Annotated in this window: 17 protein-coding genes; 13 read left to right on the forward strand and 4 right to left on the reverse strand. The window is 45.6% G+C overall.

Features of this window, described 5'->3' with window-relative positions; translation table 11 throughout:
- Positions 1 to 281: 281 nt before the first annotated feature.
- Positions 282 to 743, reverse strand: coding sequence for an aminoacyl-tRNA deacylase (locus AB4249_RS12845; RefSeq protein ID WP_029235114.1), 462 nt, complete (start codon positions 741 to 743; stop codon positions 282 to 284).
- Between the two features lie 4 nt (positions 744 to 747).
- The gene (gene ygfZ / locus AB4249_RS12850) at positions 748 to 1,719 is read right to left on the reverse strand and encodes a tRNA-modifying protein YgfZ (RefSeq protein ID WP_102398276.1); all 972 of its coding nucleotides are present in this window, start codon (positions 1,717 to 1,719) and stop codon (positions 748 to 750) included.
- 167 nt (positions 1,720 to 1,886) lie between these two features.
- On the opposite strand from ygfZ, the gene AB4249_RS12855 reads away from it, so the two are divergent.
- Both AB4249_RS12855 and AB4249_RS12860 read left to right on the forward strand, forming a co-directional pair.
- Positions 1,887 to 2,147, forward strand: a complete 261-nt coding sequence (locus AB4249_RS12855) for a succinate dehydrogenase assembly factor 2 (protein ID WP_004735374.1) — start codon at positions 1,887 to 1,889, stop codon at positions 2,145 to 2,147.
- On the forward strand, positions 2,095 to 2,514 hold the full coding sequence (locus AB4249_RS12860; protein ID WP_324295273.1) for a protein YgfX: 420 nt from the start codon (positions 2,095 to 2,097) through the stop codon (positions 2,512 to 2,514). The genes AB4249_RS12855 and AB4249_RS12860 overlap by 53 nt, the downstream gene beginning before the upstream one ends.
- A gap of 135 nt (positions 2,515 to 2,649) precedes the next feature.
- Here the strand turns inward: AB4249_RS12860 and nadB are convergent, their stop codons facing one another.
- A complete protein-coding gene (nadB, locus tag AB4249_RS12865; protein ID WP_017059049.1) occupies positions 2,650 to 4,266 on the reverse strand; it encodes an L-aspartate oxidase in 1,617 nt (538 codons plus the stop codon).
- Positions 4,267 to 4,655: 389 nt separating this feature from the next.
- Between nadB and rpoE the strand changes: the two genes are divergently transcribed.
- The 11 genes from rpoE to acpS all read left to right on the forward strand — a co-directional run bounded on the left by rpoE (position 4,656) and on the right by acpS (position 13,927).
- Positions 4,656 to 5,234: an RNA polymerase sigma factor RpoE gene (rpoE, locus tag AB4249_RS12870; protein WP_008223963.1), complete on the forward strand. Its 579-nt coding sequence runs from the start codon at positions 4,656 to 4,658 to the stop codon at positions 5,232 to 5,234.
- A 26-nt stretch (positions 5,235 to 5,260) separates the two neighbouring features.
- On the forward strand, positions 5,261 to 5,884 hold the full coding sequence (locus tag AB4249_RS12875; RefSeq protein ID WP_017063205.1) for a sigma-E factor negative regulatory protein: 624 nt from the start codon (positions 5,261 to 5,263) through the stop codon (positions 5,882 to 5,884).
- Positions 5,881 to 6,843: a sigma-E factor regulatory protein RseB gene (rseB, locus tag AB4249_RS12880; RefSeq protein WP_065584110.1), complete on the forward strand. Its 963-nt coding sequence runs from the start codon at positions 5,881 to 5,883 to the stop codon at positions 6,841 to 6,843. The genes AB4249_RS12875 and rseB overlap by 4 nt, the downstream gene beginning before the upstream one ends.
- Complete coding sequence (locus AB4249_RS12885; protein WP_017059046.1) at positions 6,840 to 7,310, forward strand: SoxR reducing system RseC family protein; 471 nt, start codon at positions 6,840 to 6,842, stop codon at positions 7,308 to 7,310. Before rseB ends, AB4249_RS12885 begins: the two co-directional genes overlap by 4 nt.
- A gap of 137 nt (positions 7,311 to 7,447) precedes the next feature.
- Complete coding sequence (lepA, locus tag AB4249_RS12890; protein WP_017059045.1) at positions 7,448 to 9,241, forward strand: translation elongation factor 4; 1,794 nt, start codon at positions 7,448 to 7,450, stop codon at positions 9,239 to 9,241.
- Between the two features lie 97 nt (positions 9,242 to 9,338).
- Positions 9,339 to 10,235 (forward strand): signal peptidase I, encoded by an 897-nt coding sequence (gene lepB, locus AB4249_RS12895; RefSeq protein ID WP_017068697.1) that lies wholly within the window; start codon positions 9,339 to 9,341, stop codon positions 10,233 to 10,235.
- A gap of 26 nt (positions 10,236 to 10,261) precedes the next feature.
- The gene (gene rnc, locus AB4249_RS12900; protein WP_017066012.1) at positions 10,262 to 10,939 is read left to right on the forward strand and encodes a ribonuclease III; all 678 of its coding nucleotides are present in this window, start codon (positions 10,262 to 10,264) and stop codon (positions 10,937 to 10,939) included.
- A complete protein-coding gene (gene era / locus AB4249_RS12905) occupies positions 10,932 to 11,903 on the forward strand; it encodes a GTPase Era (RefSeq protein WP_017059042.1) in 972 nt (323 codons plus the stop codon). Before rnc ends, era begins: the two co-directional genes overlap by 8 nt.
- A gap of 102 nt (positions 11,904 to 12,005) precedes the next feature.
- On the forward strand, positions 12,006 to 12,734 hold the full coding sequence (recO, locus tag AB4249_RS12910; RefSeq protein WP_019826299.1) for a DNA repair protein RecO: 729 nt from the start codon (positions 12,006 to 12,008) through the stop codon (positions 12,732 to 12,734).
- Positions 12,731 to 13,468 carry a pyridoxine 5'-phosphate synthase gene (gene pdxJ / locus AB4249_RS12915; protein WP_137001310.1) on the forward strand — a complete coding sequence of 246 codons (738 nt, stop codon included), beginning with the start codon at positions 12,731 to 12,733 and terminating at the stop codon, positions 13,466 to 13,468. The genes recO and pdxJ overlap by 4 nt, the downstream gene beginning before the upstream one ends.
- A gap of 78 nt (positions 13,469 to 13,546) precedes the next feature.
- A complete protein-coding gene (acpS, locus tag AB4249_RS12920) occupies positions 13,547 to 13,927 on the forward strand; it encodes a holo-ACP synthase (protein WP_017059039.1) in 381 nt (126 codons plus the stop codon).
- A gap of 125 nt (positions 13,928 to 14,052) precedes the next feature.
- On the opposite strand, the gene barA is transcribed toward acpS, so the two are convergent.
- A complete protein-coding gene (gene barA / locus AB4249_RS12925; protein ID WP_372103511.1) occupies positions 14,053 to 16,866 on the reverse strand; it encodes a two-component sensor histidine kinase BarA in 2,814 nt (937 codons plus the stop codon).
- Positions 16,867 to 17,025 lie beyond the last annotated feature (159 nt).

The raw sequence follows: 17,025 nt of genomic DNA on the forward strand, positions 1-17,025 counted from the left end.
ATCCGCGATGAACCAAAAAAAAGCCCGTCTAAAACGGGCGAATAGTCACAGATGCATTACACAAAAGTGGATACTGATGTTACTCAGTGGATTCACTTGCACTGATTTGCTTAATAGCTAGTCAGTAAATTTACAATAACGCAAATTTAACTTTGTGACTACTTATGCTTTTATTTTGAGTAACTATTTATTGATGGTGTGTTCTTCTTATGACGAGGTTCACACTAAAAATGTACTCAATGAAATATTAAAATGAAGTTTGCGAAGCATGATCTAAACGATCATCGACTGATGTCCGCGACGGTCGGTGCACATAGCGCCATAAGATCATTGAGATCCAGCGCAACGCCAGCCATTCGGTCGCCGGAGCTAATGGTTACGGTCGAGTTGTTTTGAATGGAAGGATCAAAAATGATCGGCATGTGTCTCTTGAGAGCGAGCGGACCAACACAACCCACTTTAAAACCGGTGATCGCTTCAACATCAGCGAGCGACACGCAGGTCATTCGACGGCAATTCAGTACCGAGCGTACTTTCTTGGGGTCGACAGAGCGATCGCCAGCAGTACAGGCTAACGCATACTGGTTGCCCATATCCTTGAGCAGGATGCACTTCACCATTTGAGAGGCGTCGATGCCTCGCTCTTGTGCAGTTTCTTCAATGCTGGTGGTTGGCTTGCTTTGCATCAGCAGGCGATAATTCACCTGCTGTTGATCCAGCCATTGTGTAATCTGCGTTTCCACGTGGTTACTCGTCGTCAAGGCTGTACGGCAGTGGCAGGATATTCCATGTTTGATCAGGCTGCGCGGTCAGTCGCAGCTGAACATCGTCATCAAGGTTGTTTGGCAGTACCATCAAACCAATCGCTCGGTTATCAGCAAATTGATAGACGTTTAATAGTCGGCCTGCGCCACGCCAGTTCTCACCCACACTACGTTCCAGTTCAATAGGGTTTTCTAACGACAGCACGTCCGCAGTTGTGCCCGACACAATGCGCATCTCACGCTTGTTCATGCCACGGTACTTAGCACGAGCAACCGTTTCTTGACCTGTGTAACAGCCTTTTGAAAAGCTGATACCGCCAATCGCTTGCAGGTTAAGCGCTTGAGGGATGTGCTCGTTTTGCTCTGCTTTCGATAGGTTAGGCTGAGCATCAAGAATTTCATGATATTGCCAAAGTGTTTCTGATACTTTCTCCGCAGCGCTGTTTGATACCAAGGCTTCAGCGGCTTCTTCTGTCACAAGTAGAGCCCAGCGGTTATCTGCAACTTGAACCGCTGTACCACCAGAGATAGCACGCACATTACCTTGGCTTTCTGAAATAGAATCAATGTATTGATTAGCTGACGAACCCATCACACCGATAACAACGTCAGACGTTTGCTCGATATCGACCTTAGAGAACACCGCGTACTTCTTGATTTCAACGAGCTCGACTTCAATCGCTGATTTAGGTTGCATGAGTGCGTAGCCACCGTTGTGGTGGAACAAACGAAAGATACTCCATACCTTTCCTTTTGCATCACAGTGCGCGCCTAATGTGGATTCATCATTAGGAAGAGTGACGACATCGCACGTTACTTGACCCTGTAGGTACGACTTTTTGTCATCGCCTATCATGGTAATTGCACTCCAGTCTGATACGTGTGTCATCATCAGTTCTGGAAGCGATTCATTTTGCGTATGAGCGAGTGGCTGAAATATGTTTTTCCAATCCATTTTATCTTTCCTAAGAATTTTATTTGGCTCTATGTTAATCCGGTTCTGTTTCTTTGTCAGCCTAGGTTTTTTTGTGAGCTTAGATAGGGACTGTGACTCACATAGTAGTTGCAGGGCGTATGACTTGTTACACTCCGAGAAAGAAAAATTATAGGTGAGGATAGCCAATGTACACTGCAGAGCAGAAAGCACGAATTAAATGGGGTTGCCGTCGCGGCATGTTAGAACTTGATGTAGTCATCATGCCATTTTTCGAAGAGTGTTTTGATTCATTGCAAGAGCAGGAACAGCGCGAGTTTGTTTCTCTATTAGAGTGTGATGATCCAGATTTGTTTACTTGGGTAATGGGCCACGGACGCAGTGAAAACCTAGGCCATGCATCAATGGTTGATAAAATTGTCGCACACAACCTCAGCAAGGTTCGTTAAGCTTCAGCTTAACCCTTCGTATTCCGCATTATTTGCAAAAGGCACTATTTTTGGGTGCCTTTTGTTTTTCATCGTCCTGTCTTCTATTCCACTTGCCGCCAGCCTTTATTGCTTAGCTTTAATGATCCGCTTGTTCAGAAACAATCATGTGATTCTAAATAGTGTCTATGGGCGTTTTGATTACAGAGAGGATGGTGATATTCGACTCAATGACCGAACTTACCGACTCAAGTCCGTTGATAAGATCTGGGCGCAGTTCTTCGTTAAATTGCAGTTTGAATGTGGGCACTCGGTACTGCTTTGGCGGGACAGCTGTTGCGAGCGAGAATATCGCCATTTTCTGGCGAACTTACAACGAGCGCGCTAGAGAAGCCAAACTATTCGATGAAAGAAAGTATTAGATAAAAGAAAGCGTTAGACAAAAGAAAAGGGAGCACTCGGCTCCCTTTCGTTTAATCATTTTCCGCTGACGGCTAATTCGCTAAGCACGTTTAACCAATTATTATGATTGGCGTTTCTCTGGCGTCAGAATCGTTGGGCCACTGTCTTCTGCAAGTTCAGGGTAATCCAACGTGTAGTGGAGGCCGCGGCTCTCTTTACGTTGCATTGCACAACGAACCATTAGTTCTGCCACTTGTAGCAAGTTACGCAGTTCTAATAGGTTATTCGAAACCTTGAAGTAGCTGTAGTACTCATGAGTTTCTTGTTGCAGCATCTGAATGCGACGCAATGCTCGCTCTAGTCGTTTATCCGTTCGAACAATGCCCATGTAATCCCACATGAATAGGCGCAGTTCGTGCCAGTTGTGTTGAATGATAACTTCTTCATCACTGTTGGTGACCTGGCTTTCATCCCATGCTGGCAGTTCAGCGCACAGTTGAGATTGGTCGATGTTCTCAACGATATCTTTTGCTGCTGCCCATGCGTAAACCACACACTCAAGCAGTGAGTTAGAAGCCATTCGGTTTGCACCGTGTAAGCCGGTGTAGCTCACTTCGCCAATCGCATACAAGTTCGTTAGGTCGGTTTGACCCTGCTTATTCACCATGACACCACCACACGTGTAGTGAGCGGCTGGTACGATAGGGATCGGCTCTTTGGTCATGTCGATGCCCAAGTCCATCAAGCGAGTATGGATCATCGGGAAGTGCGCTGTGATGAATTCTTCAGGCTTGTGGCTGATATCAACATACATACAGTCGGCACCCAAGCGCTTCATTTCGAAGTCAATTGCACGAGCAACCACATCACGTGGCGCCAGTTCACCGCGCTCATCGAAGTCCTTCATAAAGCGAGAACCATCTGGACGACGCAAGTAAGCACCTTCACCACGCAGTGCTTCCGTTAGTAGGAAGTTACGCGCTTCTGGGTGGAATAAACAAGTTGGGTGGAACTGGTTGAACTCAAGGTTTGCCACACGACAACCCGCACGCCAAGCGATAGCAATACCATCACCTGAAGAAACATCTGGGTTAGAGGTGTATTGGTAAACCTTTGAAGCGCCGCCTGTTGCTAATACAACAAACTTAGCGCGCACGGTTTCAACATGTTCTTGGTTACGGTTCCAAATGTAGGCACCGATCACCTTGTCTTTTGAACCACCAATCTTATCTTCCGTGATCAAATCCAGCGCATTGTGGCGCTCGAAGATCTCGATATTTGGGTGGTTGTTGACGTTATCTTGTAGTGAGGTTTGCATCGCCATGCCAGTTGCATCGGCAGCGTGCAGAATTCTGCGGTGACTGTGGCCACCCTCACGAGTGAGGTGATATTTTGGTTGGCCTTCTGTGCTGTTCTCATCTTTATCAAATGGAACACCACCATCAATCAGCCATTGCACACACTCTTTCGCATTTTCAGCAATGAATTGAACTGTATCTTCTTCGCATAACCCAGCCCCAGCGATTTGAGTATCCTCTACATGAGACTCAATACTGTCCGACTCATCGAACACCGCGGCGATACCACCTTGTGCGTAATACGTCGATCCTTCGCTGCGTGGTCCTTTGCTTAATACAATTACTTTTGCATGTTCTGCTACGCGTAAGGCTAATGACAAGCCTGCCGCACCACTTCCTACCACTAATACATCACACTGATGTTCACGGTTTGCGTTCATAAAACTTATTAAATCCCGGGCTATAGTCGAGTTGTCCACTCTCAATTGACTTTGTCTTGTTTTAGGAGTTTGGCTAAGACTGTTATAATCTCTCCAGAGTCATCCTTAAACGCTATGCAAAATCAATATATAGACAGCTATCTAGAAATATTTAATTGCTCAATACCATTGCTTTTGCTCAAGTTTCCCCAAATTGATAGGGATAGCTATTTTTATTACATCACATTGTGAAACAATAATGGCAAATAATTTTAAGAAAGTTGGAACTTTCGGTATTTGGCTTAGTCACAATAGTGCTCTTGTAGACGGTGGTGTCAATACTACATTTCGCATAATTAGTACCCATATCTGTGAAGGTGAGGGTTATAACAATAGGAGTACCCGCTCGAATGAACGAGCAGCTAACCGATCAAGTGTTGATTGAGCGAGTTCAGAGTGGAGATAAGCAGGCATTTAACTTACTAGTGGTTAAGTATCAAAACAAAGTTTGTAATCTTATCTCTCGATACGTGAATAATTCCGGTGATGTACCTGATGTAGCACAAGAAGCTTTTATTAAAGCTTACCGCGCGATACCTAACTTTCGTGGCGAGAGTGCCTTCTATACATGGTTATACCGAATTGCCGTGAACACCGCTAAAAATCATATCGTTGCCCAAAGCCGTAGGCCGCCAGCAACCGATGTAGATGCAGAAGATGCAGAATATTACGAAACAGGCAGCGCGTTAAAAGAAATATCGAACCCTGAGAACTTAACGCTGTCTAAAGAATTGAAACAAGTTGTTTTTGGAGCGATTGAAGCGCTACCAGAAGACTTAAAAACTGCAATGACGTTGCGAGAGCTCGAAGGTTTGAGCTACGAAGAGATTGCAGAAGTAATGGATTGCCCTGTAGGAACCGTACGTTCGCGTATTTTCCGAGCTCGTGAAGCGGTGGAAAAGAAAATCAAACCTCTTTTGCAACGCTAGAACTTGTAATAATTATGGTGAAAATAATGGCTGATAAAGAAAAGCTTTCGGCACTCATGGATGGTGAAACGATCGATAAAGCTCTCATTGTAGATCTAGAATCTGATCAAGAAAGCATGGATACTTGGCAGAGTTACCATTTAATTGGTGATGTTATGCGTGGGGATTCGCCAGAAACTCCAGAGTGGAACATTGCTAATAGTGTAGCGGCAGCGCTTGAGAACGAGCCTGCACATGGTTCAATGTCGAACCTGCACCAAGTGAATGTTGAACCTACTGTTGCTCCAATTGAAGAGCAACCTAAACCTCAGCAAGCGAAGCGTCAGCTTCCGGCGTGGTTACAACAGTTTGGACAAGTTGCCGTGGCAGCGTGTGTTTCATTAGCCGTTGTATTAGGTGTTCAACAATATGGTGGTAGCGACCCTGCAGCACCAGAGCAGTTGCCTGTACTCCAGACGATTCCATTTGCCGGTTCTGCGGAACCAGTAAGTTTAACGCGTGACTCTGTTGAGAAACCAGCATCTGAAGCTAACTTGCAAGAGCAGCGCAAACGCGTTCATGCATTGTTAGAAGATTATGAGCTGCAGCTAAGATTAAACAGTGATGCATCGCCAATGCAAGATGCACATCTAGAATCGGACATTGAATGAAGAAAATCCTGGTCAGTGCACTGACACTGTTCAGCTTGATGTCTCCAACAGCCTTTGCAGAGGAAACCACTGCAAAGGACTTGTTGCATCAAATGAACGAGGCCAGTCAGCATCTAAATTACGAACTCTCCTACATTTTGATAAAGAAGAGCAGTATTGAGCCTCTTGTTTATCGCCATGCGGTTAACGACGACCAACAACTTGCACACCTTGTTTATCTAAGCGGCCCTGTTCGTGAAGTCATTCGACGTGGCAACGAAGTTAGCTACATCGAGCCGGGTACAGAGCCATTTACGATTCAGTCAGGCAGCATGGTTGCGCCTGTTATTCCGATGATTAATCGAGATATCGAATCTCTGAATCAGTACTACGACTTTGTGAAAGTTGGTCGCTCTCGTGAAGCAGGTAGCACCACTCAAGTGCTGCGTGTCGTGCCGAAAGATGGCCTTCGCTACTCTTACGTGGTTTGGGTAGACGAAAAAACGAATCTTCCTTTGCGTGCCGACCTTTTGGATCGTGATGGCGAAGTGCTTGAACAGTACCGCACTATCTCTTACGTGGTGAACGATAAGATTGCTGAGGCTATGGGTGGCTTGAGCCAAGCTCAATTGCCGAAAGTTTTATCATTACCGGAAGGCTTAGTGAGTGAAACTAACTGGCAAGCGTCGTGGATTCCTGAAGGGTTTAAATCAAAAGAGCTTAGCCGCTATCAAATGGCTGCGACCGATAAAATGGTTGAAAGTCAGCTTTTCAGTGATGGACTGTTTAACTTTTCGGTTTATATCGCGGAAAAAGATGAGCATTCATTGAAAGGGCAGCTGGTGCGTCAAGGGCGTAGAACCTTGCACAGCTTAGTGATTGGCGATAAAGAGATCTCTGTGGTTGGTGACATTCCGCCGGCAACTGCAAAACGTATTGCTCAGTCAGTTACATTTAATAAATCGGTACAAGCGCAATGATGACCGCGCTGGCGACCGTTAGCTCGGTTGAACAAAAAGGTAAGCAATACTTTGTTCAATTGAGCTGCGAACAACAAACCAGTTGTAGCAGCTGTTCTTCTCAAAAAAACTGCGGTACGGGTATTGTGACCAAGGCTGTTGGCAATAAATCTTTGTTTTGGCAGCTTAAAACCAAAAGCTTAGTCAAAGCTGGACAAATCGTAGAAATTGGCTTTCCAGAAAAAAGCCTACTTCAGTCGGCGGCGATTGTTTATCTCATCCCACTTTTTATGTTGATGATTGGTGCTGGTTTTGGGCAACTCTTGTTACAACCCTTACTCCAGGGCGGCGAGGGCATTGTTATCTTAAGTGCAGCACTGTTTACTGCTGGTGGGATTGCCTTAGCGAAGCGGTTAGCCAAACCCATGGAAGACAAATCCAAGCAAGAAGTCGTCTTGATTCGAATCCTAGGTGAGTCTCTCGTCTAATTTATGATGCTTCTTGCCCTTAAATTGGGTAGAATCTGCCAACTTGATTGAAATGCCGCCACCAATGCTGACTGTAGATTGGACGCGTCGCGGCTTTCTTATTATCCCTATTCAAAGAGTTTAGTCACACCAAGCCTATGAAGCACATTCGTAATTTTTCGATTATCGCCCACATCGACCACGGTAAGTCGACCCTTTCTGACCGCTTAATCCAAGTTTGTGGAGGATTAAGTGAACGTGAGATGGCAGCTCAAGTCCTCGATTCTATGGATATAGAACGCGAGCGTGGTATTACAATTAAAGCGCAGAGTGTGACTTTAGATTACAAAGCTAAAGATGGTGAAACTTACCAACTTAACTTTATCGACACTCCTGGACACGTAGACTTCTCTTACGAAGTATCTCGTTCTCTAGCGGCTTGTGAAGGCGCACTACTTGTAGTGGATGCTGGCCAAGGTGTTGAAGCACAAACTCTAGCAAACTGTTACACAGCAATCGAAATGGAACTGGAAGTAGTGCCAATCTTGAACAAGATTGACCTACCAGCTGCTGAACCAGAACGTGTTGCTGAAGAAATCGAAGAGATCGTTGGCATCGATGCGATGGAAGCGACTCGCTGTTCTGCGAAAACAGGTTTGGGTGTTGATGATGTTCTAGAAAACATCGTGACGGCAATCCCGCCACCGGAAGGTGATCCTGAAGCGCCTCTACAAGCGTTGATCATTGACTCTTGGTTCGATAACTACCTTGGCGTAGTTTCTTTGGTTCGTATCAAAAACGGTAAGCTGAAGAAGAACGATAAGATCAAAGTAATGTCGACAGACCAAGTATGGGGTGTTGACCGTCTAGGTATCTTCACGCCTAAGCAAATCGATACTACAGAGCTAAATACTGGCGAAGTAGGTTGGGTTGTTTGTGGTATTAAAGACATCCTAGGTGCACCAGTTGGTGATACGTTGACGCTTGCAAAAGGCGGCAGCACTGAACGTCTACCTGGTTTCCAAAAAGTGAAGCCTCAGGTATACGCTGGTCTATTCCCTGTATCATCTGATGACTACGAAAACTTCCGTGACGCGTTAGGCAAATTAAGCCTGAACGATGCATCACTGTTCTTTGAACCAGAAAGTTCAGCAGCACTTGGTTTTGGTTTCCGTTGTGGCTTCTTAGGAATGCTTCACATGGAGATCATCCAAGAGCGTCTAGAGCGTGAATACGACCTAGACCTAATCACAACTGCTCCAACAGTAGTGTATGAAGTTGTAAAAACAGATAAAACGGTTCTGTACGTTGATAGCCCGGCTAAACTGCCAGCAGTTAATGACCTAGAAGAAATTCGCGAACCAATTGCACGCTGTAATATTCTGGTACCTTCTGATTACCTAGGTAACGTAATTACACTGTGTGTTGAGAAGCGTGGCGTACAAGTCGACATGGTTTACCACGGTAACCAAGTTGCTGTGACGTATGATCTTCCTATGGCAGAAGTCGTTCTAGACTTCTTCGACCGTCTGAAGTCAACGTCTCGCGGTTACGCATCATTGGATTACAACTTCCAACGCTACGAGCCATCAAACATGGTACGTGTCGACGTATTGCTGAATGGCGAAACCGTTGATGCATTAGCGATCATTACGCATAAAGATATTGCCCAGTCTCGTGGTCGTCTACTGGTAGAGAAGATGAAAGAATTCATCCCTCGTCAGATGTTCGATATCGCGATTCAAGCAGCGATTGGTAACCACATCATTGCTCGTTCTACAGTGAAACAACTGCGTAAGAACGTAATCGCAAAATGTTATGGTGGTGATATCAGTCGTAAGAAGAAACTTCTTAAGAAACAAAAAGAAGGTAAGAAGCGTATGAAGCAGATCGGTAACGTTGAACTGCCTCAAGAAGCTTTCCTTGCAATCCTTCATGTTGGAAAAGACTAACTTTATCCAGCATTAAACGAATAATTTAAAGTGAAAGAGTAGCTCGCTACTCTTTCACTTTCGTTATTTTTAAAGAAATGAAATTTAAGGGATATCAATGGCTAATACATTTTCGCTTATTTTAGTGATCGTAACTCTAGTGACCGGCATTGTATGGGCGTTGGAAAAGTTTGTGTGGGCGAAGAAACGCCAGCAAAAACTTGCTGACGTTGAAGCACAATCGAATGGCCTAGACGCTGAAACCAGCGCAAAAGTTACGGCTCAGCCTTGGTGGGTTGAGAACAGTGTGTCCATTTTCCCGGTAATTGCATTTGTTTTGGTTCTGCGTTCATTTATTTATGAACCGTTTCAAATCCCTTCTGGCTCGATGATGCCAACGCTTTTGGTTGGTGACTTCATCTTGGTAGAGAAGTACGCGTACGGTCTAAAAGACCCAGTATGGCGCACTCAACTGGTAGAAACGGGCAAGCCAGAGCGTGGTGATTCAATCGTATTTAAGTACCCACCTCAGCCTAACATCGACTACATCAAGCGTGTTGTTGGTATGCCAGGTGACACCATTCGCTACAGCAGTCGTAAAGAGATCTGCATTCAGGCGAAGGGTACAAGTAGCTGTGAACCAGTGAAACTAAGTAATGTTGAAGAGAGCCAATTTATTCAAGATGGTGTGCCTCTGATTCAGCTGAACGAACAGCTTGGAGACGTAGAACACCAGATTTTAGTTAACCCATTGCGCCGCGATCGTGTGCAAGCATATCAGCCTCGCAATGGTGTTAACGAATGGGTCGTTCCAGAAGGCCAGTACTTTGTGATGGGTGATAACCGTGACAACAGTGCCGATAGCCGTTACTGGGGCTTTGTCCCTGAAGCAAACCTTGTTGGTAAGGCCGTTGCTATTTGGATCAGCTTCGAATTCGAACGCGGTTCAGACAGTGTACTTCCAACATGGATTCCTACTGGTGTGCGTTTTAATCGCATCGGTGGGATTCATTAATCGATCACATAACACATCGAGAGAGCATGAATTCTCCAATTGATAAACTAGAGAGAAAGATTGGCTATCAGTTTAATGATGCCGATCTTATCCACTTGGCGCTGACTCACCGCAGCGCCGCAGGTAAACATAACGAACGTCTTGAGTTTCTGGGCGATTCAATTTTAAGTTTTGTTATCGCTGATGATCTTTACCACCGTTTTCCTAAGGTAAACGAAGGTGATATGAGCCGCATGCGCGCAACATTAGTACGTGGTCATACATTGGCAGAACTAGGTCGTGAATTCGAACTAGGAGATTACTTAAAATTAGGTCCAGGTGAGTTGAAGAGTGGCGGTTTCCGTCGTGATTCTATTCTAGCGGATGCGGTTGAAGCGGTCATCGGCGCTGTCTATTTAGATAGTGATACCGAGACGGTTCGCGGCATTATTTTAAGCTGGTACCAATCTCGCCTAGATGCTATTCAGCCTGGAGTATCTCAAAAAGATCCGAAAACTCGCCTACAAGAGTTTTTGCAAGGTCGAAGAAATCCTCTACCTGTCTACACAGTGACTAATATTAAAGGTGAAGCACACAACCAAGAGTTTACGGTTGAGTGTGAAGTGGCAGGTGTGGATAAACCTGTTATCGGTAAAGGCACTAGCCGCCGCAAGGCAGAACAAGCGGCTGCTGAAACAGCATTAGAGCAACTAAGCAATGTCTGATAACAACCAAGATTTCGATATCGATGCATTCTTTTCATCTGATAGCAAAAAAACAGGCCTACCGGAAAACCAACACTGTGGCTTCATCGCTATTGTCGGTCGCCCAAATGTAGGTAAGTCGACGCTTCTGAACCATATTCTGGGTCAGAAGATTTCTATTACATCACGTAAACCACAGACGACACGTCACCGTATTATGGGCGTTGAAACTGAGGGTGATTACCAAGCGATCTTTGTTGATACTCCTGGACTTCATATTGAAGAAAAGCGTGCCATCAACCGCTTGATGAACCGTGCGGCGAACAGCTCATTGAGTGATGTAAACCTAGTATTCTTCCTTGTCGATGGTACTCACTGGACTGACGACGATGAGATGGTTCTGAACAAACTGAAGAAGACTGACTTCCCAGTTGTACTTTGCATCAACAAAGTAGATAACGTTCAAGACCGTACTAACGTGATGCAGCACATGATGGAAGTCTCTAAGAAGATGGACTTCATTGATGTAGTGCCAATCTCAGCGAAGCAAGGTAAAAATATTGATGTACTGCGTAAGCACGTACGTGAACATTTACCTAAAGCGACACACCACTTCCCTGAAGAATACGTGACTGATCGCTCGCAACGTTTTATGGCCTCTGAAATTATCCGTGAAAAGCTGATGCGCTTTACGGGTGACGAGCTACCTTACTCGGTAACGGTTGAAATCGAACGTTTCGATTACAACCCAGATAACGATGGCTTCCACATCAATGCACTGATTCTTGTTGAGCGTACAGGCCAGAAGAAAATGGTGATTGGTAAAGCGGGCGAGAAGATCAAAACGATTGGTCGTGAAGCGCGTATCGATATGGAAGAGCTATTCGGCCGTAAGGTTTACCTAGAGACTTGGGTCAAGGTTAAATCTGGCTGGGCTGATGATGAGCGTGCACTTCGCTCGTTAGGCTACATCGACGATCTATAATATATTGAACGTCACTTTCTGAGATTAAGAAAGTTGAACTGAAGATAAACCCAAGAGAGAGTGCGAACTCTCTCTTTTTGTATCTGTAATAAGGGTAAGTGATTGAGCGAAGGGTTACAGCGATGCTTTGTGTTGCACCGTCGACCATACAGTGAGTCGAGCCTGATCTTGGACGTCTTCAGCGAAGAGTTCGGTCGGGTGACGTTGATGTCTAAAGGCGCTCGCAGCAAGCGTTCCAATTTGAAAGGTGCATTACAACCTTTTACGCCGCTATTGCTTAAGTGGTCTGGTAATGGTTCGATGAAAACCTTACGCCAAGCTGAACCCATCAGCTTGGGGCTCCCTCTCGCCGGTATTAATCTGTATTCAGGCATGTACGTGAACGAGCTTATCGGTCGGGTATTGATGGCGGAAGTACCGATGCCTGCACTTTTTCACGACTATCTTCATGCTTTAACAGAGCTGGCGCATAATGATAATCCTGAGCCAGCACTGCGTCGCTTTGAGCTGGCTCTATTATCTGCTATGGGTTACGGCGTCGACTTTTTACACTGCGCGGGCACTGGCGAAGCGATTGATCCGAGCATGACTTATCGCTATCGAGAGCAGAAAGGTTTCATCGCTTCAGTACGTCGAGATAACCTGACTTTTATGGGCGATGAACTTATTGCAATCAGCGAACGTAGGTTTATCACTAAAGAGCAGTTAAAAGCGGCAAAACGCTTTACACGCATAGCCTTAAAGCCGTATCTTGGCGGCAAACCATTAAAAAGTAGAGAGCTATTTATGCCAACAATAGCCCTCTCCAGAGCACGGAGTATTGGAAAATGAGCTCAATCCTTTTAGGCGTTAATATCGACCATATTGCAACACTACGTAATGCACGTGGTACTAAATACCCAGATCCAGTACACGCAGCTGAAATCGCTGAACGTGCTGGTGCAGATGGCATTACTATTCACCTGCGTGAAGACCGTCGTCACATCGTTGATCGCGATGTGCGTATTCTGGCTGAAACACTTCAAACTCGCATGAACTTGGAGATGGCCGTAACGGACGAGATGGTTCAAATTGCACTCGATACTAATCCTGAGTTTGTTTGTCTGGTTCCTGAAAAACGTGAAGAGCTAACCACTGAAGGTGGCTTGGACGTAGTTGGTCAACTAGAGAAGATCAAAGCGGCGACACAAAAACTGTCTGCAGCAGGTATCAAGGTATCTCTGTTTATCGATGCTGACCGTGAGCAAATCGACGCAGCAAAAGCGTGTGGCGCACCGTTCATTGAACTGCACACTGGTCATTACGCGGATGCTAAAACAGAAGAAGACCAACAAGACGAGCTGAAAAAGATTGCTGCAGGCGCAAGTTACGCAGACGATCTTGGTATCACAGTCAATGCGGGTCATGGTCTGACTTACCACAACGTAGCCCCAATTGCGGCTCTTCCTGAGATCTACGAGCTGAACATCGGTCACTCGATCATGGGACGTGCAGTGTTTGATGGTTTGAACAAAGCCGTTGCAGACATGAAAACCGTGATGGAAACAGCACGCAACAACGCTTAATTTTCTAAACAGTAAGCGTTAAGTCGTATGCGACGAATTAGTAGAGTTAATAGATAGAAGTTTGTTAGTAGGGTAAGCATGGCTGTTGTTGGATTGGGTACAGATATCGCAGAAATTGAACGTGTCGAGAAGGCGCTGTCGCGAAGTGGCGACGCTTTTGCTCAGCGTATTTTGACTGATTCTGAATTTGAAGTATTCCAGCAACTCAAGCAAAAAGGGCGTTACCTTGCAAAACGTTTTGCTGCCAAAGAAGCGGCATCTAAGGCGTTAGGTACGGGTATCGCGCTGGGTGTGACCTTCCACGACTTTGAGATTTCAAATGATGAGCATGGCAAGCCAGTTCTGAGCTTGCATAAAAAAGCGCGTGAAATCGCAGAGGCGAATGGCACAACATCGATTCATCTGACTATCTCGGATGAGCGTCACTACGCTGTGGCAACGGTGTTACTCGAATCGTAAACAGATTATCGCGACTTTATATCTAGTGCTCTTGGCTCTAGACAGAAAAAAGCAGAGCTCATGAGCTCTGCTTTTTTATTGGCGGGTAAACCCTCTAAAGAATACTAGTGAGTAACAAGTACCCGCTAGGCCTTCGCCTGTTTCAAGTAGTGAATCGCGGTTGCTTGAACCTTATCTAATTCATCCTGAAGCTCGAAAAGCTCAGGTTCAATGTCTTCAACAGAAGTACCTGAACGCAGCTCTTTCTCTATTGTCGCACATACCGATTTTAGCCTTGGTACGCCGCTGTACGAGCTGCTGCCATGCATCTTGTGAATGATGTGTATCAGCTCTTCAACTGGATAGTCACTGTCTTCTATCGCTTTGTCTGCTGCCTCATACACCTCTGGAATAAAGTCGACGAGCATTTGCAGCATATCGCGTGCGAGGTCTTCTTTATTGGCGGCTTGTTTCATCGCAGCTTGCCAATCAATGATGATGTTTGTGTGTACGCTGGCTTCAGTTTCTGACACTGGACCGTTGTCGACTTCAGCGGAGACCGCTGGGTGGTCTGGATCTATTTTTTCGATGAGCTCAACCTCAGAGGTCGAGCTCCAATGAATCAGAACCTGCTGTAAAACATGCTCTTCAATCGGTTTGGTTAGGTAGTCATCCATGCCCGCTTCAAGCAGTCGATCTCGTTCGCCAATCATTGCATGTGCGGTCACGGCAATTACAGGTGTATTCGCATTGTTCGCCAGTTTTTTGATGTTCTGACAAGCGGTTACACCGTCCATCTGTGGCATTTGAATATCCATGAAGATGATATCAAATGGCGTCTCTGTCGCTTTGTCTATCGCCTGCTGACCACTGGTACAACTGATGACGGTTTCTACACGCTCTTTAAGCAGCGCGGTAATCAACTTAAGGTTGGCTGGGTTGTCGTCTACTGCCATCACAGTAAGCGGTAACTTCTCTTCAGAATGCGTTTCAATCGCTGGTGCAATCAAGGTAGGTGCCTGATTCGATACCAGAGTTTGCAGCAACTTCTTACGAGAAAGAGGCTTGGTGATGCACTGAACATCGACCTCTTTCATTAGTTGCTCACCCAACGCTAGCTCGGTACTTGGTGTACCAATAATCACGTTTTGAGCAATCTTCTTCGCACCGATCGCCCAACCACTCACAGTATCAAATTGATACTCTTGGTTGGCGGCTAGGTTAAGCAGAACGTAGTCATACGAGGTCGTCTCATCTGGCATCACCGAACGATACGTTACCACTAAGCCTTCTTGGGTTAGGATTTGCTGAGTAATCGATGCCGCTTGCATGTTTGGCTCGATAAGCAGCAGTTGTTTGTCTTGCAGACACTGCGTCTCAATCAGCTCTGTCATCGGCATATCAGTCGTTGATAGTCTCAAGGTGAACCAGAAGGTAGAGCCTTGGTGAAGACGACTGGTTAGGCTGATCTCTCCGCCCATTTGGCTGACCAGTTTTTGGGTGATAACCAGACCTAAGCCTGTACCGCCGTAACGACGAGAGATACTTGCATCGGCTTGGCTGAAAGCTTGGAAAAGCTGAGCTTGTTGACGCTCAGAAATACCAATACCCGTATCGCGAACCATGAATTGCAGCTCGATGTTGTCTTCACTTTGTGAGCGAAGCTCAACGCTGATATCAATGTTGCCGCGTTCGGTAAACTTGATTGAGTTACCAACAAGGTTGGTTAGGATCTGCTGAATACGCAGTGGATCGCCCACCACACCTGGCGGTACTTTAGGGTCGATCTTCAGTGTCAGTTCTAGGCCTTTCTCATGAGCGTTGGTTGCTTGAAGGTTTACTACCTCTTCAAGGCTGGCTTGGAATTCAAATGGGATGTTCTCTAGGGCTAATTTACCGGCTTCAAGTTTCGAGAAGTCCAAGATATCGTTGATGATGCTAAGCAGGTTGTTTGCCGAGCGTTCAATGGTTTGTAGGTAATCGGTTTGACTGTTCGATAGGTGAGTCTTGAGCATTTGACGAGTAAAGCCAATCACACCGTTCAGCGGCGTTCTCAATTCGTGAGACATATTCGCTAAGAACTCAGACTTAACACGAGCCGCTTCTTGAGCGCGTTTCTTCGCGATGTCTAACTCAACGTTTTGAATCTCTAGCTGTTCAAGAGTTTCACGCAAATCTGATGTGGCCTGGTCGATACTGTGCTGCATCTCGACGTGATACTCTGATAGCGATACCGCCATCGCATTGATACCGTTTTTCAGCGAGTCTAGCTCACCATGCATCTTACCTTCGATACGCACATCTAGGTGACCTCGACGAATTCGGTCGACCATGTTTTTCATGTGTGTGATCGGTTGAGTGACATCGTGCATTAAGCGGAACGCAAACACGCCCGATAAACCAAGCCCGAGAATCAACACTAAGAATGCAGAGAACACTTCTTGATATTGCTGCAATCGAAGTGATGAAAGATCTAATTCAATCGCAATGTAGCCGATCGCTTGATTAGCTTGAGACTGACCGTTGGCTGAATTGATGTACTGGCCTTCGGCGATGATAGGTGTCCGCAGAATCAGCGTATTATCGAGAAGGTTCGATGAGCTTAAATGCGGGATCGGTTTATCTTTGGGGTAGGTCAGGCTTTCAAAATCGGGGTGGAAGTTTGAGGTTACAAACAACTCATGACGCTCATCAAACACCGCGATACTGCGCACTAGCTTAGAATTCTTTCGATGCGCATAGCTAATAAGCTGACGAACAGACTCTCGACTTTCGAGCTTCATGCCTGATTCACTCGCAATCGCAAGTGGCTCAATGATGCTAGTACCAGTGTTAACCACTTGACCTTCAAGGTCTTGATAGCGGTTAAATGAGAAAAATGCACTCAATAGCAACCCAATAATCAGGGTTGGAGCTAGAGTTAAGGTAATTACACGGGCTCTTAAGCCATATCTGGTCATGTTCTTTAATTACATCGAGGTCTGGATATGGGAAAATAACGCACACAATGGCGGTTAAGTGAACGGTAAGCTTAATCAAAGCCGTGACGTTCGACAATGATTCCAAGACATAATAGTGAGTCCTGGATACCAATTACTTATTAAAAGATACATTAGGCA

Source organism: Vibrio sp. 10N.261.55.F4, from assembly GCF_041470465.1.
Taxonomy (GTDB): Bacteria; Pseudomonadota; Gammaproteobacteria; order Enterobacterales; family Vibrionaceae; genus Vibrio; species Vibrio crassostreae_C.